Raw genomic sequence first — 24,725 nt, forward strand, 5'->3', positions numbered from 1 at the left:
CTAGCTTGGCGCTGCTTCAGCGCCATCGGAACATGGCTTTGTAAGTCAGTTCCAAGTGGAAACCAATTAAAAATTGGCAACCCCATCTGAAAAGAGGCTGCGCGCGTAAGCGGGCAGCCTCTTTCGGGCGACAGTTGAAAAACCGTCTTATTGCTTGGCGGCAGCCAGCTGGGCAGCAACTTCTTCAGCGAAGTTGTCGACCGGCTTCTCGATGCCTTCGCCTACTTTGTAGTAAGTGAAGGAAACGATTTCTGCGCCGCCTTTCTTGGCCAGCTCGCCAACCTTGATTTCAGGGTTCTTGACGAACGCCTGCTCAACCAGGCTTGCTTCTGCCAGGAACTTGCTGATACGGCCTTTGACCATGTTCTCAACAATGTTTTCTGGCTTGCCTTTGATCTTCTCTTCGTTCAGCTGCAGGAACACAGCTTTTTCACGCTCGATCGCTTCAGCCGAAACTTGCGAAGGCAGCAGGAACTCAGGGTTGCTGGCAGCAACGTGCATCGCGATGTCTTTGGCCAGCTCGACGTCACCGCCTTTCAGAGCCACAACAACACCGATCTTGTTGCCGTGCAGGTACGAACCTACAACGTCACCTTCGATACGGGTCAGACGACGGATGTTGACGTTCTCGCCTACTTTGGCAACCAGTGCTTCACGAGCAGCTTCTTGCGAAGCGATCAGTGGAGCAGCGTCGGTCAGCTTGTCAGCGAAGGCTTTTTCAACGCTGGCAGCAACGAAGTTTTTGAAGTCGTCTTGCAGAGCCAGGAAGTCGGTCTGCGAGTTCACTTCCAGGATAACGGCAGCTTTACCGTCGTCCTTGATTGCGATTGCGCCTTCAGCGGCAACGTTGCCAGCCTTTTTCGCAGCCTTGATCGCGCCCGAAGCACGCATGTCATCAATGGCTTTTTCGATGTCGCCGTCAGCCTTTTCCAGGGCTTTCTTGCAGTCCATCATGCCTTCGCCGGTACGCTCGCGCAGTTCTTTAACCAACGCTGCAGTAATTGCTGCCATTTTCAAATTCCTCTTGGATAGGTTTTCAACCATTCCACCCGATCGAACGGGCGTTCAATTCGTCCCGAGCCCCACCTTGTAGCTGCTGCACGTTACAGGAGCTGTAGCTGCGCCGCCGACAAATGGTTTTCGAGGTGGCAAAAAGGGGGCCAAGCCCCCTTTTTGCTTACTGAGTTAACGCCAGGGCGTTAATTACTCAGCTGCAGCCTGAGTTTCTTCAGTTGCGAATTCTACAGTGCCGCCAGCAACATTGTTGCGACCACGGATCACTGCGTCAGCCATCGAACCCATGTACAGCTGGATAGCGCGGATTGCGTCATCGTTGCCTGGGATGATGTAGTCAACGCCTTCCGGGCTGCTGTTGGTGTCGACAACGCCGATTACCGGGATGCCCAGCTTGTTGGCTTCGGTGATCGCGATGCGCTCGTGGTCAACGTCGATCACGAACAGTGCGTCTGGCAGACCGCCCATGTCCTTGATGCCGCCCAGCGAACGATCCAGCTTTTCCAGGTCACGGGAGCGCATCAGCGCTTCTTTCTTGGTCAGCTTGGCGAAAGTACCGTCTTCGGCTTGAACTTCAAGGTCACGCAGACGCTTGATGGAAGCACGAATGGTTTTGAAGTTGGTCAGCATGCCGCCCAACCAGCGGTGATCGACGTACGGCGAACCGCAACGTGCTGCTTCTTCAGCAACGATCTTGCCAGCGGAACGCTTGGTGCCGACGAACAGAATCTTGTTTTTGCCCTGGGCCAGACGCTCTACGAAAGTCAGAGCTTCGTTGAACATTGGCAGGGTTTTTTCAAGGTTGATGATGTGAATCTTGTTACGCGCGCCGAAAATGTACTTACCCATTTTCGGATTCCAGTAACGGGTTTGGTGACCGAAGTGCACACCGGCCTTCAGCATATCGCGCATGTTGACTTGGGACATGATAGTTCCTTAATAAGTCGGGTTTGGCCTCCACGTATCCCAATGACCAACCAGTGGCATAAAGCCAAAAGCACCCAGGTCATCGTGTCGACACGTGTGTGGATTTAAGCTTTTCGGGGTATCCCCGGAAAGCGGCGCATTTTATACCACAGGGTGCGCAGAAACGGAACCCGGAATCTGTATTCGTACCAAGGACATGGGCGCAGCCCCCTTGGAATCGGCCCCGAACGCACCATTGTATAGAGAGAAGCGATGCACGCGGGCGCTGAATTGCGCCGTGCGTCTGTTAGAATCGCGTTTTTCAGGGTCGCCAATCGAACACTCGCCACCCTATTCGTATCAGCAAGCGCCGCCGAGCGCAGAGAGAGCCTGTATGACCGTCAACCTCAAAACTCCCGAGGACATCGCTGGCATGCGCGTCGCCGGCAAACTGGCCGCCGATGTGCTGGAAATGATTGCCGAACATGTCAAGCCGGGCGTCACCACCGATGAGCTGAACCAGATCTGCCACGACTACATCGTCAACGTGCAGCAAGCCATCCCTGCCCCGCTCAACTACAAGGGCTACCCGAAGTCGATCTGCACCTCGATCAACCACGTGGTCTGCCATGGCATCCCGAACGACAAACCGCTGAAAAACGGCGACACCCTGAACATCGACGTGACCGTGATCAAGGACGGCTACCACGGCGACACCAGCCGCATGTTCCACGTCGGCGAAGTGCCGGTCTGGGCCGAGCGTCTGTCGCAGATCACCCAGGAATGCATGTACAAGGCGATCGAGATCGTCAAACCCGGCTGCCGCCTCGGCGACATCGGCGAAGTGATCCAGAAGCACGCCGAGAAGAACGGTTTCTCGGTGGTTCGCGAGTTCTGCGGTCACGGCATCGGCAAGGTCTTCCACGAAGAGCCGCAGATCCTGCACTACGGCCGCGCGGGCACCGGCATGGAACTGAAGGCCGGCATGACCTTCACCATCGAGCCGATGATCAACCAGGGCAAGGCCGACACCAAAGTACTCGGCGACGGCTGGACCGCGATCACCAAGGACCGCAAGCTCTCGGCACAGTGGGAACACACCCTGCTGGTCACCGACACCGGCTACGAGATCTTCACCCTGCGCGCCGATGACACCATCCCGCGCGTCTCGGCCTGATCCACACAACGCTCCCAGCCTTATAGAAGGAAAGCCAATCGATGCCGCAGGTGGATCCCGAACTCTTCGACCGCGGCCAGTTCCAGGCTGAACTGGCCCTGAAAGCGAGTCCTATCGCGGCGTTCAAGAAGGCGATCCGCCAGGCTCGCGAGGTGCTCGACACGCGTTTTCGCCAGGGTCGCGACATTCGCCGCCTGATCGAAGACCGCGCCTGGTTCGTCGACAACATCCTGCAAAAGGCCTGGGAGCAGTTCAACTGGAGCGAAGACGCCGACATCGCGCTGGTCGCGGTCGGTGGCTACGGTCGCGGTGAGCTGCACCCGTATTCCGACATCGACTTGCTGATCCTGCTGGACAGCGCCGATCACGAAGTTTTCCGCGATTCCATCGAGCGTTTTCTGACGCTGCTGTGGGACATCGGCCTGGAAGTCGGTCAGAGCGTGCGCTCGGTCGACGAATGCGCCGAAGAGGCGCGCGCCGACCTGACCGTCGTCACCAACCTGATGGAAAGCCGCACCATCTGCGGCCCCGAGCGTCTGCGCCAGCGCATGCTCGATGTCACCAGCACCGCCCACATGTGGCCGGCCAAAGAGTTCTTCCTGGCCAAGCGCGCCGAGCAAAAAGCCCGTCACCACAAATACAACGACACCGAATACAACCTGGAACCCAACGTCAAAGGCTCGCCCGGTGGCCTGCGGGATATCCAGACGATTCTGTGGGTGGCCCGGCGTCAGTACGGCACCCTGAACCTGCGCGCCCTCGCCGGCGAAGGCTTCCTGGTCGAGAGCGAAAACGCCCTGCTCGCCTCCTCCCAGGAATTCCTCTGGAAAGTGCGTTACGCCCTGCACATGCTCGCTGGCCGTTCCGAGGACCGCTTGCTGTTCGATCACCAGCGCACCATTGCCGGGCTGCTCGGTTTTGAAGGCGACGACGCCAAACAGGCGGTCGAAAACTTCATGCAACAGTATTTCCGCGTGGTGATGAGCATCGCCCAGCTCAGCGACCTGATCATCCAGCACTTCGAAGAAGTCATCCTCGCGCCGGAAGACGAAGCGCCGCCGCAGCCGATCAATGCGCGCTTCCAGTTGCACGACGGTTATATCGAGGCACGCAACGACAACGTGTTCCGCCGCACGCCATTCGCCATGCTCGAGATCTTCGTGCTGATGGCCCAGCAGCCGGAAATCAAAGGCGTGCGTGCCGATACCATTCGTCTGCTGCGGGAAAACCGTCACCTGATCGACGACAACTTCCGCAACGATATCCGTAACACCAGCCTGTTCATCGAGCTGTTCAAGTGCAAGATCGGCATCCACCGCAACCTGCGCCGGATGAACCGTTACGGCATTCTCGGGCGTTATCTGCCGGAGTTCGGCTTTATCGTCGGGCAGATGCAGCACGACCTGTTTCACATCTATACGGTCGATGCGCACACGCTGAACCTGATCAAGCACCTGCGCAAATTGCAGTACACCCAGGTCTCGGAGAAATTTCCGCTGGCCGCCAAGCTCATGGCCAAACTGCCCAAACCCGAACTGATCTACATGGCGGGCCTGTACCACGACATCGGTAAAGGCCGGCATGGCGATCACTCGGAGATCGGCGCAGTCGATGCCGAGGCGTTCTGCCAGCGTCATCAGTTACCGGTGTGGGATAGCCGTCTGATTGTCTGGCTGGTGCAGAACCATCTGGTGATGTCGACCACCGCGCAGCGTAAGGACTTGTCCGACCCGCAGGTGATCCACGACTTTGCCCTGGCCGTTGGCGATGAAACCCGCCTCGACTATCTCTACGTGCTGACCGTGGCCGACATCAACGCGACCAACCCGACGCTATGGAACTCGTGGCGCGCCAGCCTGTTGCGCCAGCTCTACACCGAGACCAAGCGCGCCTTGCGCCGTGGCCTGGAAAACCCGGTGGATCGCGAAGAACAGATCCGCCAGACCCAAAGCGCCGCGCTGGATATTCTGGTGCGTGGAGGCACAGACCCGGACGACGTCGAGCAGTTGTGGGCGCAATTGGGCGATGACTATTTCCTGCGCCACACCGCCGGCGACGTGGCCTGGCACAGCGATGCGATCCTGCAGCAACCAGTCGATGGCGGGCCGCTCGTGCTGATCAAGGAAACCACCCAGCGCGAATTCGAGGGCGGCACGCAGATCTTCATTTATGCACCGGACCAGCACGACTTTTTCGCCGTGACCGTGGCGGCGATGGATCAGCTCAACCTGAACATTCACGACGCCCGGGTCATCACCTCGAGCAGCCAGTTCACCCTCGACACCTACATCGTGCTCGACAACGAAGGCGAATCGATCGGCGACAACCCGGCACGGGTCAAGCAAATCCGCGAAGGCCTGACCGAAGCCCTGCGCAATCCGGACGATTACCCGACGATCATCCAGCGCCGCGTGCCGCGCCAGCTCAAGCATTTCGCCTTTGCGCCACAGGTGACGATTCACAACGATGCCCAGCGTCCGGTGACCGTGCTGGAGTTGACCGCACCCGACCGCCCAGGACTGCTGGCGCGGATCGGCGGGATTTTCCTCGAGTTCGACTTGTCGCTGCAGAACGCCAAGATTGCGACGTTGGGCGAACGAGTAGAAGACGTGTTCTTCATCACCGACGCCCACAACCAACCGTTGTCCGACCCGTTGCTGTGCAGCCGTTTGCAGGATGCGATCGTTGAGCAACTGAGCGTCAATCAGGAACCCGATATCAAATTGTCGCGCCTCAGTATTTGATGGTGCCCCGGATTCAAATGGCTTTGCGAGAGACCCAGCCCCAATGAACAACGCTCTGAACCAGCTCCAGCCGTACCCGTTCGAAAAGCTCCGCGCCCTGCTCGGCACCGTCACGCCGAACCCGGACAAACGCCCGATCGCCCTGTCGATCGGCGAGCCGAAACATCGCTCGCCAAGCTTTGTCGCCGAAGCGCTGGCCAACAGTCTGGATCAGATGGCCGTCTACCCGACCACCCTCGGTATCCCCGCCCTGCGCGAAGCCATCGCCGGCTGGTGCGAGCGTCGTTTCGGCGTGCCAAGCGGCTGGATCGATCCGGCGCGCAACGTGCTGCCGGTCAATGGCACCCGTGAAGCGTTGTTTGCGTTCACCCAGACCGTGGTCAACCGTGGCGATGATGCGTTGGTGGTCAGCCCGAACCCGTTCTACCAGATCTACGAAGGCGCCGCGTTCCTCGCCGGGGCCAAGCCGCACTACCTGCCGTGCCTGGACGAGAACGGCTTCAACCCGGATTTCGATGCCGTTTCGCCGGACATCTGGAAACGTTGCCAGATCCTGTTCCTCTGCTCGCCGGGCAACCCGACCGGCGCGCTGATCCCGGTCGACACCCTGAAAAAACTGATCGCCCTGGCCGACGAATACGATTTCGTGATCGCCGCCGACGAGTGCTACAGCGAGTTGTACTTCGACGAACAAACCCCTCCGCCGGGCCTGCTGACTGCCTGTGTTGAACTGGGTCGCAAGGACTTCAAGCGTTGCGTGGTGTTTCATAGCCTGTCCAAACGCTCCAACCTGCCGGGCCTGCGCTCGGGTTTTGTTGCCGGCGATGCCGACATCCTCAAAGGCTTCCTGCTGTATCGCACCTACCACGGCTGCGCGATGCCGGTACAAACGCAACTGGCCAGCGTCGCCGCGTGGAATGACGAAGTGCATGTGCGTGCCAACCGTGCGCTGTATCGCGAGAAATTCGATGCGGTGCTGGAGATCCTCAGCCCGGTGATGGACGTGCAGCGCCCGGATGGCAGCTTCTACCTGTGGCCGAACGTGCAAGGTGATGACGCAGCGTTCTGCCGCGATCTGTTTGAGCAGGAGCACGTGACCGTGGTGCCGGGTTCGTATCTGTCCCGTGATGTCGATGGCGTCAACCCGGGCGCAGGCCGTGTGCGCATGGCGCTGGTCGCCCCCTTGGCCGAATGCGTCGAAGCCGCCGAACGGATTCGCGCCTTCATCACTCGCCAGCAGTAATCATCAAGAGTCCGCACCAGGCATCTGATGCGGACTCTTGGTGGATTATTTGACCTTCCCCAGATTAGCCTCACTCAAATCCAGATCGGCCAACACTTCTCTGAGGACGTCATCACCTATCTGGTGATGACGACTGAGACTATAGAGTTCCAGACGCTGTGCCCTGAGCGCTTTCAGGCGCATGCGCCGCTCGAGTAAATCCATCTGAAACGCGAGGGCCTGCGCTTCGGCGGAATCGTTGAAAACGTCCAGTTGATGGCGATACTCGGACATGATCCGCGCCTTCAACTCGGCGGACAAAGCCGCCTGAGCAGCGTCCTGCGGAGTGGTTTCCACTGTCTCTAGCGCATGAATCGCCGCTTCCGCGGTTTTGCGCCAGGCATCGCGCACTTCCTGGCGCCGCTTGTCGTCCGGACTTTTTTCAATTCCGCGCAACAACAGCGGCAGCGCGATGCATGCCGAAATCAGCGACAGCAGAATCACCCCGGCGGCGATAAAGATCAGAAGGTCACGCTCGGGAAACGCGTCCGTCCCCATCAACATCGGCACCGACATCACGCCGGCCAGCGTTACTGCACCGCGCACACCGCCGACAGTCAGCAGCCAGCAGGAGCGCGCGGTCGGGACTTGCGTCAGCTCGCCCTTGCCGCGCAAGCGTCGCAACAGCACCGATAAACGCCAGATGCTCTGCACCCAGACAAACCGCAACAACACCAGCGCAAGAAAAATCGCCACGACATCGAGGCAGCGATAGAACAACGTCGGCCACAACGTCGGCTCGTGACTGACCACGGCTTTGATGATGTCCGGCAACTGCAGGCCGAGCAGGAGGAAAATCAAACCGTTGAAAGCGAACTCCAGCAGCGACCAGACGCTGCGATTGAGCAAGCGGGTGCTGGTCTGCCGAGGCAACAGATCAAGCCAGCTCTGCATCATCCCTGCCGCCACGGCCGAGAGAATGCCCGAGACGCCGAGACGCTCGGCCAGCACATAAGCCGCGAACGGCAGCAACAACATGAACACCACGTGCGTCGCCGGATCATCCCAGCCACGGGCAATCATCCACGCCCGCAAGCGCCCGACCAACCAGCTCAAGGCCACACCGACCGCCAACCCGCCGAGCGCCACCAGGACGAAAGTCAGGCTGGCATTGGTCAGCGAGAACACGCCTGTGATGGCCGCCACCAGGGCGAACTTGAAGGTCACCAGACCGGAGGCATCGTTCATCAGCGCCTCGCCCTGCAATATATGCATCAACGGGGTCGGCAAGCGGTTTTGCGAAATGGCCGACACCGCCACAGCGTCCGTCGGCGACAACACTGCCGCCAGGGCGAAAGCCACCGGCAGCGGAATTGACGGCAATAACCAATGAATGAAGTAGCCGGCGCCGACCACGGTAAACAGTACCAGCCCGACGGCCAGCGTCAGAATCGGTCCGCGCAGTTGCCAGAACTCACGCTTGGGCATGCGCCAACCATCAGAAAACAACAAAGGAGGCAGGAACAGAAACAGGAACAATTCGGGATCGAGGGCCACGTGCAGACCCAGGGTCGGCCAGGCGAGCAAGGCGCCGGCGGCGATCTGCACCAATGGCAGCGGCAACGGGATGACCCGTCCGACCAGCCGCGAGACGCTGACCAGCATCAGCAGGATCAGGACGGTGTAAGCGGTTTGCATAAAGCGGAAATCTCAGACAATCGACAGCGTTGAACTGCCATATTAGCCGCTTAGGATGGATCTGACCGTTGCACCTATGTCTCACGCCCGCAACGACATTCCAATGTGGGAGCGAGCTTGCTCGCGAATACGGTGTGTCATAAACAGAGATTTTGCCTGACACGGCCCCTTCGCGAGCAAGCTCGCTCCCACAGGGTTTTGCATTGCCAAATGAAGCCGGGCGCCCGAAACGCTTTGGTCATGGCATAATCCGACACCATTTTTCTCCAGCACCTGTAAAGGGGGCGATTCCTTGACCGTTTCAAGTAAAACGTTGCACCTTTTCGGCATCAAAGCCTGCGACACCATGAAGAAGGCGCGCACCTGGCTCGATGAACACGCTGTCAGCTACGACTTTCACGATTACAAAACCGCCGGCATTGACCGTGAACACCTGACCCAATGGTGTGACGAACACGGCTGGCAAACGGTGTTGAACCGCGCAGGCACGACCTTTCGCAAACTCGACGACGAACGCAAAGCCGATCTCGACCAGTCGAAAGCCATCGAACTGATGCTCGCTCAACCCTCGATGATCAAGCGCCCGGTGCTCGATCTCGGTGACCGAACCCTGATTGGCTTCAAGCCAGACATCTACGCGGCCGCACTCAAATAAGCAGCCCGTCACTTATTGCTAGAGGTATTCACATGTCCAACTCCCTGTTCAGCATCGCCTTTGGTGTCGGCACTCAGAACCGTCAAGGCGCCTGGCTGGAAGTGTTCTACGCCCAGCCACTGCTCAATCCGTCGGCCGAACTGGTCGCTGCCGTTGCGCCGATCCTCGGTTACACCGAAGGCAACCAGGCCATCACCTTCACCACCGCCCAAGCGGCGCAACTGGCTGAAGCCGTGAAAGGCATCGACGCCGTACAAGGCAAGCTGCTGACCCGTCTGGCGGAAAGCCACAAGCCGCTGGTCGCCACCCTGCTGGCCGAAGACGCGCAACTGACCTCGACACCTGAGGCTTACCTCAAGCTGCATCTGCTGTCGCACCGTCTGGTCAAGCCACACGGCGTGAGCCTGGCCGGGATCTTCCCGCTGCTGCCGAACGTAGCGTGGACCAGCCAAGGCGCCATCGACCTGAGCGAACTGGCGGAAATGCAACTGGAAGCCCGTCTGCGTGGCGAGCTGCTGGAAGTGTTCTCGGTGGACAAGTTCCCGAAAATGACCGACTACGTGGTTCCGGCCGGCGTGCGTATCGCTGACGCCGCGCGTCTGCGTCTGGGTGCTTACGTTGGTGAAGGCACCACCGTGATGCACGAAGGCTTCATCAACTTCAACGCCGGCACCGAAGGCCCGGGCATGATCGAAGGCCGCGTTTCCGCTGGCGTATTCGTCGGCAAGGGTTCGGACCTGGGCGGCGGTTGCTCGACCATGGGCACCTTGTCGGGCGGCGGCAACATCGTGATCAAGGTCGGCGAAGGCTGCCTGATCGGCGCCAACGCCGGTATCGGTATCCCGTTGGGCGACCGCAACACCGTTGAGTCGGGCCTCTACGTGACGGCGGGTACCAAGGTTGCGCTGCTGGACGAGCACAACAATCTGGTTAAAGTTGTGAAAGCGCGTGAGCTGGCCGGTCAGACTGACCTGCTGTTCCGTCGCAATTCGGAAACCGGTGCTGTGGAGTGCAAAACCCACAAATCGGCGATCGAACTGAACGAAGCGCTGCACGCTCACAACTAAGTGCTTGAATAATCCATTGTAGGAGTGAGCCTGCTCGCGATGCTTTTAGCGCCCTCACGGACGCCATCGCGAGCAGGCTCACTCCTACAGGATTTGGCGTACATCCCGCCCCTCTTCACCAGGGCTAAAAACTGTGATGATTCCCTCCCCATGGCGTGCCGATTTCCCGGCCATCGCCGCGCTGCAACGGCAAGACCAGACCTATCTGGACAACGCCGCCACCACGCAAAAACCCCAAGCCCTGCTCGACGCACTGACGCATTACTACGCCAACGGCGCGGCCAATGTGCATCGTGCGCAACACCTGCCCGGCGCCCATGCCACGCAGGCGTTCGAGGACAGTCGGCTGAAGGTTGCCCAGTGGCTGAATGCTGATGACAGCGGGCAAATCATCTTTACCCACGGCGCCACCAGTGCGCTGAACCTCCTGGCTTATGGCCTGGAACATCTTTTCCACCCGGGCGATGAAATTGTCATCAGCGCCCTGGAGCATCACGCCAACCTGTTGCCGTGGCAGCAACTGGCCCAACGGCGAAGTCTCAAACTGGTGATCCTGCCGCTGGATGCCGACGGTCTGATCGACCTTGCTGCCGCTGTGCATTTGATAGGCCCGCGCACGCGATTGCTGGCAGTCAGTCAGTTGTCCAACGTGCTCGGTGCGTGGCAACCGTTGCCGGCGCTGCTGGGCATGGCCAAGGCGCAGAACGCGCTGACCGTGGTCGATGGCGCGCAAGGCGTGGTGCATGGTCGGCATGACGTGCAGGCGCTAGGGTGCGACTTCTACGTGTTTTCCAGCCACAAGCTGTACGGCCCCGATGGCCTCGGCGTGCTGTTCGGACGCAACGCTGCGCTTGAACAGCTGAAGCCCTGGCAGTTCGGCGGTGAGATGGTGCTGGAAGCCAACTATCACGACGCGCGTTTCCGCCCGGCACCGCTGGGCTTCGAGGCGGGTACGCCGCCGATTGCCAGCGTGATCGGCCTCGGCGCGACGCTGGATTATCTGGCCGGTCTGGATCAGGACGCGGTGTCCGCCCACGAGGCTGCGCTGCATGACTATTTGCTGCGTGGTCTCGCCGCCCGTAACGGCATTCGTTTGCTCGGCAAGCCGCAATTGGCGCTGGCGAGTTTTGTTGTCGAGGGTGTGCATAACGCCGATCTCGCGCATCTTTTGACCGAGCAAGGGATCGCCGTGCGCGCCGGGCATCACTGCGCGATGCCGCTGCTGAAAAGCTTCGAACTGGCTGGGGCGATTCGGGTTTCGCTGGCGCTGTACAACGACTCGGAAGATCTGGAACGCTTCTTTGAAGCGCTGGATCAGGCGCTGGAGTTATTGCGATGAGTTTGCCGGTCGAAGCGGCTGAGGCGCTGCAGACTTTTCAGAATGCAGCGGGCTGGGAGCAGCGGGCGCGGTTGTTGATGCAGTTTGGTGACCGTTTGCCGCCACTAAGTGACGCCGACAAGTGCGAGGCTAACCGGGTGCATGGCTGTGAGAGTCAGGTCTGGCTGGTTGGTGAACTGCACGACGGTCACTGGCAATTCAGCGCCAGCAGCGATGCGCGGATGATTCGCGGGTTGGTGGCGTTGTTACTGTTGCGGGTTAACAGTTTGTCGGCCACTGAGCTGCAGCAGGTTGATTTGCCGGACTGGTTCAATCAACTAGGGCTTTCGCGGCAGCTATCGCCATCGCGTAGCAATGGCCTCAATGCCGTGCTCCAGCGGATGAATGAGTTGGCGCTTTAAAGCGGCTGCTTCGCAGCCATCGCGAGCAGGCTCACTTCTACAATTGGAATGCGTTCCCCTGTAGGAGTGAGCCTGCTCGCGATAAGGCCATAAGCCCCACCATCAAACCTGAGGCTTGACTCTGTCGGCCGGGCGCCGCACACCCGCGACAATCTTGTCCACAGCCTTGGTCGCCGCAACCATACCGAACGTTGCCGTCACCATCATCACCGCACCAAACCCGCCGGCGCAGTCGAGCTTCACACCGTCACCGACAAAACTCTTCTGCAAGCAAATGCTGCCATCCGGCTTCGGATAACGCAGTTGTTCCGTAGAGAACACACACGGCACGCTGTAATGGCGGGTCACGGTGCGCGAAAAACCATAATCACGACGCAGCGTCGAACGCACTTTCGAGGCCAACGGGTCGTTGAACGTGCGGTTGAGATCGCACACCTGAATCAGCGTCGGATCGATCTGCCCGCCCGCACCGCCAGTGGTGATGATCTGGATCTTGCGGCGCTTGCACCAGGCAATCAGCGCAGCCTTGGCGTTGACCGCGTCGATGCAGTCGATCACGCAGTCGATGTTCGGCGTGATGTATTCGGCCATGGTCTCGCGGGTGACGAAATCCGCCACGGCGTGCACGGTGCAATCCGGGTTGATCCCGCGCAGACGCTCGGCCATCACTTCGACCTTGGGCTTGCCGACGGTGCTGTCCAGTGCGTGCAACTGGCGGTTGGCGTTGCTGACGCAAACGTCATCAAGGTCGAACAGCGAAATCTCGCCGACACCACAACGGGCCATGGCTTCCGCCGCCCAGGAACCGACGCCACCGACGCCGACGATCGCCACATGGGCCGCGCGCAAGCGCTCCATGCCTTCGATGCCATACAAACGGGCGATGCCTGCAAACCGCGGATCTTCTGTACTCATGACCATTACCCCAAAAACCGGCGCGCATTATAGGGCTACACAGCGACAAGTTTTAAGCTTCGAACTACAAGTGTAAGAACTTAAGTCAAAGTCGGCTGCCCAATGTCGGGCATTTCCCTGTCTGATGTACGACTTGCGAACTGCCGGTGTAGGATGCGCGCCCCTCGGGCGTATAGCCGACCGATCCTCCGTTCCACAGCCTTTGGAACCCGAAATAGCTATGTCATCGCGTAAATTTGGACTCAACCTGGTGGTGGTTCTGGCAATCGCCGCCCTGTTCACCGGTTTCTGGGCGCTGATCAATCGCCCGGTTTCCGCGCCGAACTGGCCGGAGCAGATCTCCGGTTTCTCCTATTCGCCGTTCCAGCAGGGACAATATCCGCAAAAAGATCAGTACCCGACTGACGACGAAATGCGCCGCGACCTGGAGATCATGAGCAAGTTGACGGATAACATCCGCATCTACTCGGTCGACGGTTCGCTGCAAGACATCCCGAAACTGGCTGAAGAATTCGGCCTGCGCGTGACGCTGGGGATCTGGATCAGCCCGGATCAGGAACGCAACGAACGGGAAATCACCCGTGCCATCGAACTGGCCAACACTTCACGCAGCGTGGTTCGCGTGGTGGTCGGTAACGAAGCGATCTTCCGCAAGGAAATCACCGCCCAAGAGCTGAGCGTGCTGCTTGATCGCGTGCGCGCAGCGGTGAAGGTGCCGGTGACCACGTCCGAGCAATGGCACGTCTGGGAAGAACACCCGGAACTGGCCAAACACGTTGACCTGATCGCTGCGCACGTTCTGCCGTACTGGGAGTTCATTCCGGTCGACAAGGCCGGCCAGTTCGTTTTCGATCGCGCTCGCGATCTGAAAAAGCTGTTCCCGAAAAAACCGCTGCTGCTCTCCGAGGTCGGCTGGCCGAGCAACGGTCGCATGCGTGGCGGTGCCGATGCGTCGCCGGCGGATCAGGCGATCTACCTGCGCACTCTCGTCAACAAGCTCAACCGCCAAGGCTTCAACTACTTCGTGATCGAGGCGTTTGACCAGCCGTGGAAGGCCAGCGACGAAGGCTCGGTCGGCGCGTACTGGGGCGTGTTCAACGCTGCGCGTCAGCAGAAATTCAACTTCGAAGGCCCGGTGGTCGCGATCCCGCAGTGGCGCGTGCTGGCGATCGGTTCGGTGGTGCTGGCGCTATTGTCGCTGACCCTGCTGATGATCGACGGCTCAGCATTGCGTCAGCGTGGGCGGATCTTCCTGACCTTTATCGCGTTCCTCTGTGGTTCGGTGCTGGTGTGGATCGGTTACGACTACAGCCTGCAATACAGCACGTGGTTCAGTTTGACCGTTGGCTTCCTCTTGGCGCTGGGTGCGCTCGGGGTGTTCATCGTTTTGCTCACCGAAGCGCATGAACTGGCCGAAGCGGTGTGGATTCACAAGCGGCGGCGCGAGTTCCTGCCGGTCGAGGGCGACTCCAGCTATCGCCCGAAAGTCTCGATCCATGTGCCGTGCTACAACGAGCCGCCGGACATGGTCAAACAGACCCTCGACGCCCTCGCCGCCCTCGATTATCCGGACTACGAAGTCCTGATCATCGACAACAACACCAAGGATCCGGCGGTGTGGGAGCCGGTGCGCGATTACTGCGCAACCCTCGGCCCACGCTTCAAGTTCTTCCACGTCTCGCCCCTGGCCGGTTTCAAGGGTGGCGCGCTGAACTACCTGATTCCGCACACGGCCAAGGATGCCGAAGTGATCGCGGTGATCGACTCCGATTACTGCGTGCACCCCAACTGGCTCAAGCACATGGTGCCGCACTTCGCTGACCCGAAAATCGCCGTGGTGCAGTCGCCGCAGGATTACCGCGACCAGAACGAAAGCACCTTCAAGAAGCTCTGCTACGCCGAATACAAAGGCTTCTTCCATATCGGTATGGTCACTCGTAACGACCGTGACGCAATCATCCAGCACGGCACCATGACCATGACCCGCCGCTCGGTGCTGGAAGAGTTGGGCTGGGCTGACTGGTGCATCTGTGAAGACGCCGAGCTCGGCCTGCGCGTGTTCGAGAAAGGCCTGTCGGCGGCGTATTACCACGACAGCTACGGCAAGGGCCTGATGCCGGATACGTTTATCGACTTCAAGAAACAGCGTTTCCGTTGGGCTTACGGTGCGATTCAGATCATCAAGCGCCACACCGGCAGCCTGTTGCGCGGCAAAGACACCGAGCTGACCCGTGGCCAGCGTTACCACTTCCTTGCGGGCTGGTTGCCGTGGGTCGCGGACGGCATGAACATCTTCTTCACCGTCGGCGCGCTGTTGTGGTCGGCGGCGATGATCATCGTGCCGCAACGGGTCGATCCGCCGCTGCTGATCTTCGCGATCCCGCCTCTGGCGTTGTTCGTGTTCAAGGTCGGCAAGATCATCTTCCTTTACCGTCGCGCCGTTGGCGTGAACCTGAAAGATGCCTTCTGCGCGGCACTGGCCGGGCTGGCGTTGTCGCACACCATCGCCAAAGCGGTGCTGTATGGCTTTTTCACCAGCAGCATTCCGTTCTTCCGCACGCCGAAAAACGCCGACAACCATGGTTTTTGGGTGGCGATTTCCGAAGCGCGGGAAGAGCTGTTCATCATGCTGCTGTTGTGGGGCGCGGCGCTGGGGATCTTCCTGGTCAACGGCATGCCAAGCAACGACATGCGCTTCTGGGTGGTGATGTTGCTGGTGCAGTCGCTGCCGTATCTGGCCGCGCTGATCATGGCGTTCCTGTCGTCGCTGCCCAAACCGGCGGCCAAGCCTGAGCCGGCAACAGCATAATCGGTAACGGATAACGTCAAACGGCGGCCTTCGGGCCGCCGTTTTGCTTTAGAATGACCGCCTTTTTCAATGCCAACAAACTCGGTAGGAGCTGCCGAAGGCTGCGATCTTTTGATCTTGCTGTTGATTTTAAAAAACAAAATCAAAAGATCGCAGCCTGCGGCAGCTCCTACAGGTTTACCGTGCGCACCCGGAGTTATTACATGACGGCCCACGCCGACCTTTCGCCGACCCTCCAACTCGCCATCGACCTGATCCGCCGTCCGTCCGTGACGCCGGTCGACGCCGATTGCCAGAAGCAGATGATGCAGCGCCTGGGCGATGCCGGTTTCAGCCTCGAGCCGATGCGCATCGAAGATGTGGATAACTTCTGGGCCACCCACGGCAACAACGACGGCCCGGTGCTGTGCTTCGCCGGCCACACCGACGTGGTGCCGACCGGCCCGGTCACGGCGTGGCAGATCGACCCGTTCAACGCGCTGATCGATGAACACGGCATGCTCTGCGGCCGTGGCGCAGCGGACATGAAAGGCAGCCTGGCGTCGATGACCGTCGCCGCTGAGCGTTTCGTCGCCGACTACCCGAACCACAAAGGCAAGGTCGCGTTCCTGATCACCAGCGACGAAGAAGGCCCGGCGCACCACGGCACCAAGGCTGTGGTCGAACGCCTGGCAGCACGCAACGAGCGCCTGGACTGGTGCATCGTTGGGGAACCATCGAGCACCACTTTGGTTGGCGACGTGGTGAAGAACGGCCGTCGCGGCTCGCTCGGTGCCAAGCTCACCGTCAAAGGCATTCAGGGTCACGTGGCCTATCCGCACCTGGCGAAGAATCCGATCCACCTCGCCGCTCCGGCGCTGGCCGAACTGGCCGCCGAGCATTGGGATCACGGCAACGATTTCTTCCCGCCGACCAGTTTCCAGATCTCCAACGTCAATTCCGGCACTGGCGCGACCAACGTGATTCCGGGTGATCTGGTGGCGGTGTTCAACTTCCGGTTCTCCACCGAATCGACCGTCGAAGGCCTGCAGAAACGCGTGGCCGATATTCTCGACAAGCACGATCTGGACTGGCACATCGATTGGGCACTGTCCGGCCTGCCGTTCCTCACCGAACCGGGCGCGCTGCTCGACGCGGTGTCGGCGAGCATCAAGGACATCACCGGTCGTGAGACCAAGGCGTCGACCAGCGGCGGAACGTCCGACGGTCGTTTCATCGCGACCATGGGCACGCAAGTGGTTGAACTGGGCCCGGTCAACGCGACCATTCACCAGGTCAACGAACGCGTTCTGGCCGCCGATCTCGATGTACTGACCGAGATCTACTACCAGACCCTGATCAAGTTGCTCGCCTGATGCTCGCTTGCCCCATCTGCAGTGAACCGCTGAACACAGTGGACAACGGCGTGGTCTGCCCCGCCGGGCATCGCTTCGACCGTGCGCGTCAGGGTTACCTGAACCTGCTACCGGTGCAGCACAAGAACAGCCGTGATCCTGGCGACAACCAGGCCATGGTCGAAGCACGCCGGGACTTCTTGAACGCCGGGCATTACGCGCCGGTGGCCAAGCGACTGGCCGAACTGGCAGCGAGTTATGCGCCAGATCGCTGGGTCGACATCGGTTGTGGCGAGGGTTACTACACCGCGCAAATCGCCGAGGCCTTGCCGAACGCGGATGGCTACGCGCTGGACATCTCCCGTGAAGCGGTCAAACGCGCCTGCAAACGTAATCCGGCGATCACTTGGTTGATCGCCAGCATGGCCCGTGTGCCGTTGGCGTCGGGCAGTTGCCAGTTTCTCGCCAGCGTTTTCAGTCCTCTGGACTGGGAAGAAGCCAAGCGCCTGCTCAGTGTCGGCGGCGGCCTGATGAAAGTCGGCCCGACCAGCGGCCACCTGATGGAGTTGCGCGAACGTCTTTATGACGAAGTGCGCGAATACACCGACGACAAGCATCTGGCCCTGGTGCCGGAAGGCATGGCGCTGGCGCACAGCGAAACCCTGGAATTCAAGCTGACGCTGGACAAGCCTGAGGATCGCGCCAACCTGTTGGCGATGACACCTCACGGCTGGCGCGCCAGTGCCGAGCGTCGTGCGGCGGTGATCGAACAGGCCGAGCCGTTCGTGACCACCGTGTCGATGCGCTACGATTATTTCGTTCTTCAATAACTTTTGGTCTCGGGCGAGTGCCCGGGGCCGGCTAAATCCGCGAATGGATTTTTCAGACCCGCAGTGAGGACATCCATGCGCCAACCGGACATCGAGATTTACCTGAAAGACGCCGACGTCGACCACAAGGCCATTTCGGCCTGGCTGGGCGAAGCGCTGGGCCCGTGCAGTGACTGGGTACAGAAAGGCCAGACCTACAAATGCAAGGCCGGCAACGTGCCGGTGACCTGGCTGCCGAAAGCCGTGGGCAAGTGGAACAGCCTGTACCTCGAAAGCGACCAGACCCCATGGGACGACGACATCGCCTGCGCCCGCGCCGCGTTTGCTGCGCTGAACGTCGAAGTGCGTTGCGCGCCGGGGACGTGGGTTGAAGAAGAAGGTGAAGAGACGGCGGATCGCTGGATGCGCATCAGCGCCGACGGTGAAGAAGAAATCACCTGGAAAACCGCCTAAACACCGATCCCATGTAGGAGTGAGCCTGCTCGCGATTGCGGTGTGCCAGTCGATATCAATGTTGACTGATACACCGCAATCGCGAGCAGGCTCACTCCTACAATGGTTTTTGGCGTTTTGAAGGTCTGTGTTACAGGCCTACAACGTCTTCCGCCTGCAAACCCTTCTCACCGGTAATCACTGCGTATTCAACCTGCTGGCCTTCAGTCAGCGACCGATGCCCTTCGCCGCGAATCGCGCGGTAGTGCACGAACACGTCCACCCCGTCTTCGCGCTGGATAAAGCCGTAGCCCTTGGCGTCGTTGAACCACTTCACGTTGCCGGTTTCACGTGTTGCCATCTGTTCATACTCCTTTTTTATTATTGGACAGGCTTTTCGCAGGAAAGCCTTTGCGGAACGTCAGCCTGCGTCCGACGTCCATAAAAGGCCCCCGGCGACAGACCGCCGAGTATATGACAGGTGCGGAAAGTCTCAACAGGAGATTACTTCGCCGCTTTTTTGCCGATTTTCGCCCAATACGGCAAACTGTCGCCCTCCCGAGCAACCGCTCGGTTTATCCACTCACGCAGAAGCCGTATGACCCGTTCCCCGTTCCGCCGTCTAGTGTTTGGCACCTTGCGCCGACTGTTGTACCTCTGGGTTCGCTCGGAGACGATCAACCAGTCGTCGCTCACCCTCAACCTCGACCGCAGTCGTCCGGTGTTCTACGTCCTGCAAAACCCTTCGCTGACCGATCTCGCCGTGGTCGATACCGAGTGCACCAAGGCCGGCCTGCCACGTCCGGTGCTGCCGGTGTCGGTGGGTTCGCTGATCGAACCGGCGGCGTTTTTCTACCTGACGCCGGATCCGGACTGGCTCGGTCGCCAGGACAAGCGCGGCGCACCGCCGACCCTGACCCGACTGGTCAGTGCCCTGACGCAGAACGCCGCCGAAGACGCGCAGATCATTCCGGTCAGCGTGTTCTGGGGCCAGTCGCCGGACAGCGAAAACAGTCCCTGGAAATTGTTGTTCGCCGACAGCTGGGCGGTCACCGGGCGCTTGCGTCGGCTGCTGAGCATCATCGTCCTCGGGCGCAAAACCCGCGTGCAGTTCTCCGCACCGATTCACCTGCGCGAGCTGATCGAGCACAACAAGGGCCACGAACGCACCGTGCGCATGGCACAACGCATCCTGCGCGTGCACTTTCGCAATCTGAAAGCAGCGGTCATCGGCCCGGACATTTCCCACCGCCGTAACCTGGTCAAAGGCCTGCTCAACCAGCCGCTGGTCAAGCAAGCGATCCTCGACGAAGCCGAGCGCGAAAACATCTCGCCGGAGAAGGCCAAGGCTCAGGCTTTGCGCTACGGCAACGAGATTGCCTCGGACTACACCTACACCGCGATCCGCTTCCTCGAAGTGGTGCTGAGCTGGTTCTGGAACAAGATCTACGACGGCATCAAGGTCAACCACATCGAAGGCGTGCAAAAGGTCGCCCAGGGTCACGAAGTGATCTACGTGCCGTGCCACCGCAGCCACATTGACTACCTGCTGCTCTCATATCTGCTGTTCCGCAACGGCCTGACCCCGCCGCACATCGCCGCCGGGATCAACCTGAACATGCCGGTGATCGGCAGCCTGCTGCGCCGTGGCGGTGCGTTCTTCATGCGCCGCACGTTCAAGGGCAATCCGCTGTACACCTCGGTGTTCAACGAATATCTGCACACGCTGTTCACCAAAGGCTTCCCGGTCGAGTACTTCGTCGAGGGTGGCCGCTCGCGCACCGGGCGCATGCTGCAACCAAAAACCGGCATGCTCGCGATCACAATGCGCAGCTTCCTGCGTTCGTCGCGGATGCCGATCGTGTTTGTGCCGGTGTACATCGGTTACGAGCGCGTGCTCGAAGGTCGCACCTACCTCGGCGAATTGCGTGGCGCGAGCAAGAAGAAAGAATCGATCTTCGACATTTTCAAAGTCATCGGCGCGCTCAAGCAGCGTTTCGGTCAGGTCGCCGTCAACTTCGGTGAGCCGATCAAACTCGCAGAATTCCTTGACGCCGAGCAACCGGACTGGCGCCAGCAGGAACTCGGCCCGCAGTACAAACCGGCGTGGCTCAACGAGACCACCAATCGCCTCGGCGAAAAAGTCGCGCAGCATTTGAACGAAGCCGCTGCGATCAACCCGGTCAACCTGGTGGCGCTGGCGCTGCTGTCGACTACGCGTCTGGCGCTGGATGATCGCGCCATGGCGCGAGTGCTGGATCTGTATCTGGCGCTGCTGCGCAAAGTCCCGTATTCGCCACACACCACGCTGCCGGAAGGCGACGGCCGTGCGCTGATCGAGCATGTGAAAGACATGGACCTGCTCGCCGAGCAGAACGATGCGCTGGGCAAGATTCTCTATCTGGATGAGCAGAATGCCGTCCTGATGACCTACTACCGCAACAACGTGCTGCACATCTTCGCGTTGCCTGCACTGCTGGCGAGCTTCTTCCAGAGCGCTTCGCGCATGAGCCGCGAACAGATCCTGCGCTACACCCGCGCGCTGTATCCGTACCTGCAATCGGAGCTGTTCATTCGCTGGACGCTGGACGAACTGGACGGTGTGGTCGATCAGTGGCTGGAAGCGTTCGTCGAACAAGGCCTGTTGCGCTTCGAGAAAGACGTCTATCTGCGTCCGGCGCCAAGTTCGCGGCATTTCGTGCTGCTGACGCTGCTGTCGAAGAGCATCGCCCAGACCTTGCAGCGCTTCTACATGACCGTGTCCTTGCTGCTCAACAGCGGCCAGAACAGCATCAGCGCCGAAGAACTGGAAGACCTCTGCACGGTCATGGCCCAGCGCCTGTCGATCCTCCATGGCTTGAATGCCCCGGAGTTCTTCGACAAGAGCCTGTTCCGTCACTTCATCCAGACAATGCTCGACCTCGACGTGCTGCGCCGCGACGAGGCCGGCAAACTGAGTTATCACGAACTGCTTGGCGAGCTTGCCGAAGGTGCAGCCAAACGCGTGTTGCCGGCGGAAATTCGACTGTCGATCCGCCAGGTTGCGCTGCATCGCAGTGAAGATGCTGCCGATCAGGTCATCACTCAACCCGAGACCTGATGCAAACCTGGTGGGAGTGAGCTTGCTAACGAAGGCGGAGTGTCAGGCAACTGAAATGTTGAATGCTTAACCGCTTTCGCGAGCAGGTCGAATCGTCGCACCGTCGCTCACACATTGAAAAGGAGAACGTCCGATGAAAAAACTCACCCTGCTCGCCGCCGCCACACTGCTCAGCGCCTGCCAGTCGACCACACCTGCCGGCAAGGTCGGCCTCGACGGTGAAGTGTTCTACCTGCAGCGCATCGCCCTGCCTCCGAGCGCGACCCTCAGCGTCAGCCTGCAAGACGTTTCATTGGCCGACGCGCCAGCGGTGGTGCTGGACGAGCAAAAAGGTCCGGTCAAAGGCCAGGTGCCGCTGCCCTTCCACTTGAGCTACGATCCAGCGCAGATAAAACCTGGCCACCGTTACTCGGTCAGCGCGCGCATTGAAGTCAACGGTGAGTTGATGTTCATCACCACCGAAAACCATGCCGTGCAACTCGACGGCAACGACCCGCAGCCGCTGAAGATCCGCGTCGACGCCGTTCGTTAATTCACTTTCTGCAACAAGGAAGCCGCCATGCTCCGCCCTACCCTTCGCTTCGCCGGCCTGTGCGCAGGCCTGATGATCTCCGCCAGCGCGCTGGCGCTGTCGCTCAGTGACCTTTCGCAAACAGACGCCACCGGCGGCCTCAAGGATGCCCTGACCCAAGGCGCGCAAATCGCCGTCAAGCAACTGGGTACACCCGGCGGCTTCAGCAACAACCCCGACGTGAAGATCGAACTGCCGGGCAAACTCGGCAAAGCCGCGAGCAAAATGAAAGCCTTCGGCATGGGCGCTCAGGTTGAAGAACTGGAAACCGCGATGAACAAAGCGGCGGAAAGCGCTGTAACTCAAGCCCAGCCCATCCTCGTCGACGCCGTGAAGAAAATGAGCGTGGCAGACGCCAAAGGCATCCTCAGCGGCAGCAAGGACTCGGCCACGCAATACCTCGACAAATCCAGCCGCGAACAGATCCGCGCCAAGTTCCTGCCGATCGTCAAACAGGCGACCGACAAGGTTGGCGTAGCACAGAAGTACAACTCGTTCGCTGGTCAGGCTGCTGCGTTCGGCGTTGTCGATGCGAAGAGCGCCAACGTTGAAAACTACGTGACCGAGCAAGCGCTCAATGGCTTGTTCGAGATGATCGGCAAACAGGAAGAAACCATCCGCCAGAACCCGGCTGCTGCAGCGACCAGTTTGGCGAAGAAGGTGTTCGGCACGCTCTAAGCAGTCAAAGCGCGGGGGCGAATCCATTCGCTCCCGTGCTTCCCTCCACGTAAGGGACTACGTAAAAAGAACACCCACTCCCGTCCCATCTTCTTTTTCTCAAAAACCTGTAACTGGTCCAGCCCCTCCAGAACCAAAGCCGCCTCGCGGTGCGAGCAAACAAAATTTTCCGCCACATTGCTCGCTGTGAACTCCTTCGCCACCCCGTTTTTTGCCGCCTGATACACCGCGTGCTGTTTTTTCGTCATCTGATCGAAGCAGCCAGAATTCGTCAGCCAGCGCTCGAACTCTTCGGTGTAGGCCACGCTCTCGCGATAAACATCCGTAAACCCGAGCACCGCTCGCTGAATGACCGAACACTGGAACTCGATGAAATAAGTCAGATCCAGCTCATCCGCCTCTGTATGCAGATATGAGCGTCCGTATTTCACCGGCGCATTACGCAGTAACAAACTGATCGCAACGTAGCGAAACGCCGCAAACTCATTCTTGAACATGAACCAGTAAAACAACGCCCTTGCGACCCGCCCGTTGCCGTCACGAAAGGGATGTTCGTAACCCAAGGCAAAGTGCAGCGTAATTGCCTTGATCAGCGGATGCAGATAGCTCTTCTCTTGCGGTGAGCCGTCGGGCAGGTTGACCCACTGCGACAGTCGCTCCAGCCGCGACACCAATCCTGCTGCAGGGGGTGGTCGGTGCACGGTGTTGCCCGCCCCGTCCTGAACGACCACTTCGTCATTGATCCTGAACACCCCGGGGGAATACTGCTCGTCATCAATGCCCTCGACCCCCACCCGATGAATCGCTGCGATCAGATCCACGCTCATGGGTGCGTAACGTCTCTCCCAGGCAAAATTCATCATCCGGTAATTACCCATCACCATGCGTTCATCCGGAGTACGAGGCAGACGCTGCTGCTTGAGCATGTCCTTGGCTACGCGCGTGGTGGTCGCCGCGCCCTCCAGCTGGCTACTGGCGATGGCCTCGTCTTCGATCAGATCGTTCAGCAGATAACTGAAATGTGCCCGCTCGCCGATCTGGCTGGTCATGAATTCCAGCGCGGCCGTACTGGCCTGCCGATCGACGATGGAGATGGTTTTCTGTGCCAAAGGGGTCAACAGATACTTGCCCCACTGCACCGGCTCGCCCAGCGGCAGAAGGTCGATGTACTGGGCCGCCCGCGCCTTCTTGACCAACGCCCAACACAGTTTGGCATCCAGCCCCGCCGCCCAGCGATAACGCAACGCTTCAAATGGCAGATAACGACCCTGATCATCGAGCGGCTTGAGCAACGCAAGATAATCCGCCAGACGATGCTTGTGGGGCGGGCGCACCAACAAATCGAACACCGGGTCGGATCGGCCCTTCAAGGATGGAGGCTTTTTCATCAAGGCGGACTCAAGGACTCTGGAAAAACAGAGGCTTGAGTACAGCATCAGCGGCACCCTGGCTCAATATCAGAGGTTTCTGAAAAAGATGTAGGAAGTCGCGGGAGCAGAGCGAGCAATGGATATTCAGACAGACAGGTAGCGACTGACGGGCCGTCATCGCTGGCAAGCCAGCTCCCACAATTTGAACTGGGTGCATTCAGGCAGAGGATAGTTGGATTTCAGGCCGCCTTCGCGAGCAAGCTCGCTCCCACATTGGAATTGAGTACATCTGCAAAAAACAGGTCGGCTGTCAGGCCGCCATCGCGAGCAGGCTCACTCCTTGTATGTTGCCCTCACACCAGTCAATTGAGATCTAAGCTCGCTGGTGCGGACATACGAAGATGTGTTTCTGGGGGAGACCGATCGCTCCTAAAGGCAGGACTTGCTCCTGACCTTGTCTGTA

20 protein-coding genes are annotated in these 24,725 nt (G+C 59.7%); 14 read left to right on the forward strand and 6 right to left on the reverse strand.

Going from position 1 to position 24,725, the window contains the following annotated elements:
- Positions 1 to 147 precede the first annotated feature (147 nt).
- Entirely contained in the window at positions 148 to 1,011 is an 864-nt protein-coding gene (gene tsf / locus H8F23_RS07645; RefSeq protein ID WP_093436595.1) for a translation elongation factor Ts, read from the reverse strand.
- Between the two features lie 192 nt (positions 1,012 to 1,203).
- Positions 1,204 to 1,941 (reverse strand): 30S ribosomal protein S2, encoded by a 738-nt coding sequence (gene rpsB, locus H8F23_RS07650; RefSeq protein ID WP_194933935.1) that lies wholly within the window; start codon positions 1,939 to 1,941, stop codon positions 1,204 to 1,206.
- 373 nt (positions 1,942 to 2,314) lie between these two features.
- Here rpsB and map point away from each other — a divergent pair, with 373 nt between their 5' ends.
- Genes map through dapC form a run of 3 tightly spaced genes read left to right on the forward strand, consistent with a single transcriptional unit; the run spans position 2,315 to position 7,084 of the window.
- Positions 2,315 to 3,097 carry a type I methionyl aminopeptidase gene (gene map / locus H8F23_RS07655; RefSeq protein ID WP_007908857.1) on the forward strand — a complete coding sequence of 261 codons (783 nt, stop codon included), beginning with the start codon at positions 2,315 to 2,317 and terminating at the stop codon, positions 3,095 to 3,097.
- A 41-nt stretch (positions 3,098 to 3,138) separates the two neighbouring features.
- Complete coding sequence (locus H8F23_RS07660) at positions 3,139 to 5,841, forward strand: [protein-PII] uridylyltransferase (protein ID WP_194933936.1); 2,703 nt, start codon at positions 3,139 to 3,141, stop codon at positions 5,839 to 5,841.
- 43 nt (positions 5,842 to 5,884) lie between these two features.
- A complete protein-coding gene (gene dapC / locus H8F23_RS07665; RefSeq protein WP_093436601.1) occupies positions 5,885 to 7,084 on the forward strand; it encodes a succinyldiaminopimelate transaminase in 1,200 nt (399 codons plus the stop codon).
- 45 nt (positions 7,085 to 7,129) lie between these two features.
- On the opposite strand, the gene H8F23_RS07670 is transcribed toward dapC, so the two are convergent.
- Complete coding sequence (locus H8F23_RS07670; protein WP_194933937.1) at positions 7,130 to 8,761, reverse strand: Na+/H+ antiporter; 1,632 nt, start codon at positions 8,759 to 8,761, stop codon at positions 7,130 to 7,132.
- Positions 8,762 to 9,053: 292 nt separating this feature from the next.
- On the opposite strand from H8F23_RS07670, the gene H8F23_RS07675 reads away from it, so the two are divergent.
- From H8F23_RS07675 to H8F23_RS07690, 4 genes are all read left to right on the forward strand, one after another.
- Complete coding sequence (locus tag H8F23_RS07675; RefSeq protein WP_003222107.1) at positions 9,054 to 9,416, forward strand: ArsC family reductase; 363 nt, start codon at positions 9,054 to 9,056, stop codon at positions 9,414 to 9,416.
- 32 nt (positions 9,417 to 9,448) lie between these two features.
- Entirely contained in the window at positions 9,449 to 10,483 is a 1,035-nt protein-coding gene (gene dapD / locus H8F23_RS07680) for a 2,3,4,5-tetrahydropyridine-2,6-dicarboxylate N-succinyltransferase (protein ID WP_003222105.1), read from the forward strand.
- Between the two features lie 133 nt (positions 10,484 to 10,616).
- On the forward strand, positions 10,617 to 11,822 hold the full coding sequence (locus H8F23_RS07685) for an aminotransferase class V-fold PLP-dependent enzyme (RefSeq protein WP_194933938.1): 1,206 nt from the start codon (positions 10,617 to 10,619) through the stop codon (positions 11,820 to 11,822).
- Entirely contained in the window at positions 11,819 to 12,223 is a 405-nt protein-coding gene (locus H8F23_RS07690) for a SufE family protein (RefSeq protein WP_194933939.1), read from the forward strand. The genes H8F23_RS07685 and H8F23_RS07690 overlap by 4 nt, the downstream gene beginning before the upstream one ends.
- 102 nt (positions 12,224 to 12,325) lie before the next feature.
- Here H8F23_RS07690 and tcdA read toward each other — a convergent pair whose 3' ends face one another.
- Entirely contained in the window at positions 12,326 to 13,144 is an 819-nt protein-coding gene (tcdA, locus tag H8F23_RS07695; RefSeq protein ID WP_095050392.1) for a tRNA cyclic N6-threonylcarbamoyladenosine(37) synthase TcdA, read from the reverse strand.
- Positions 13,145 to 13,358: 214 nt separating this feature from the next.
- Here tcdA and H8F23_RS07700 point away from each other — a divergent pair, with 214 nt between their 5' ends.
- The 4 genes from H8F23_RS07700 to H8F23_RS07715 all read left to right on the forward strand — a co-directional run bounded on the left by H8F23_RS07700 (position 13,359) and on the right by H8F23_RS07715 (position 18,564).
- Positions 13,359 to 15,947 (forward strand): glycosyltransferase, encoded by a 2,589-nt coding sequence (locus H8F23_RS07700; protein WP_194933940.1) that lies wholly within the window; start codon positions 13,359 to 13,361, stop codon positions 15,945 to 15,947.
- 203 nt (positions 15,948 to 16,150) lie between these two features.
- Positions 16,151 to 17,302 carry a succinyl-diaminopimelate desuccinylase gene (dapE, locus tag H8F23_RS07705; protein ID WP_095050390.1) on the forward strand — a complete coding sequence of 384 codons (1,152 nt, stop codon included), beginning with the start codon at positions 16,151 to 16,153 and terminating at the stop codon, positions 17,300 to 17,302.
- The gene (locus tag H8F23_RS07710) at positions 17,302 to 18,111 is read left to right on the forward strand and encodes a putative RNA methyltransferase (RefSeq protein ID WP_093436625.1); all 810 of its coding nucleotides are present in this window, start codon (positions 17,302 to 17,304) and stop codon (positions 18,109 to 18,111) included. The genes dapE and H8F23_RS07710 overlap by 1 nt, the downstream gene beginning before the upstream one ends.
- Positions 18,112 to 18,186: 75 nt before the next feature.
- The gene (locus H8F23_RS07715) at positions 18,187 to 18,564 is read left to right on the forward strand and encodes a hypothetical protein (protein WP_064120729.1); all 378 of its coding nucleotides are present in this window, start codon (positions 18,187 to 18,189) and stop codon (positions 18,562 to 18,564) included.
- A gap of 130 nt (positions 18,565 to 18,694) precedes the next feature.
- Here H8F23_RS07715 and H8F23_RS07720 read toward each other — a convergent pair whose 3' ends face one another.
- Positions 18,695 to 18,904 (reverse strand): cold-shock protein, encoded by a 210-nt coding sequence (locus H8F23_RS07720; protein ID WP_007908870.1) that lies wholly within the window; start codon positions 18,902 to 18,904, stop codon positions 18,695 to 18,697.
- A gap of 237 nt (positions 18,905 to 19,141) precedes the next feature.
- On the opposite strand from H8F23_RS07720, the gene plsB reads away from it, so the two are divergent.
- The 3 genes from plsB to H8F23_RS07735 all read left to right on the forward strand — a co-directional run bounded on the left by plsB (position 19,142) and on the right by H8F23_RS07735 (position 22,892).
- On the forward strand, positions 19,142 to 21,643 hold the full coding sequence (plsB, locus tag H8F23_RS07725; protein WP_093436637.1) for a glycerol-3-phosphate 1-O-acyltransferase PlsB: 2,502 nt from the start codon (positions 19,142 to 19,144) through the stop codon (positions 21,641 to 21,643).
- A 133-nt stretch (positions 21,644 to 21,776) separates the two neighbouring features.
- A complete protein-coding gene (locus tag H8F23_RS07730; RefSeq protein ID WP_093436640.1) occupies positions 21,777 to 22,175 on the forward strand; it encodes a YbaY family lipoprotein in 399 nt (132 codons plus the stop codon).
- 27 nt (positions 22,176 to 22,202) lie between these two features.
- Entirely contained in the window at positions 22,203 to 22,892 is a 690-nt protein-coding gene (locus tag H8F23_RS07735) for a DUF4197 domain-containing protein (protein ID WP_194933941.1), read from the forward strand.
- Here H8F23_RS07735 and H8F23_RS07740 read toward each other — a convergent pair.
- Entirely contained in the window at positions 22,889 to 24,280 is a 1,392-nt protein-coding gene (locus H8F23_RS07740) for a Fic family protein (RefSeq protein ID WP_194933942.1), read from the reverse strand. The two genes, H8F23_RS07735 and H8F23_RS07740, sit on opposite strands and share 4 nt — an antisense overlap.
- Between the last annotated feature and the right edge of the window lie 445 nt (positions 24,281 to 24,725).

The sequence above is a fragment of the Pseudomonas neuropathica genome, assembly GCF_015461835.1.
Taxonomy (GTDB): Bacteria; Pseudomonadota; Gammaproteobacteria; order Pseudomonadales; family Pseudomonadaceae; genus Aquipseudomonas; species Aquipseudomonas neuropathica.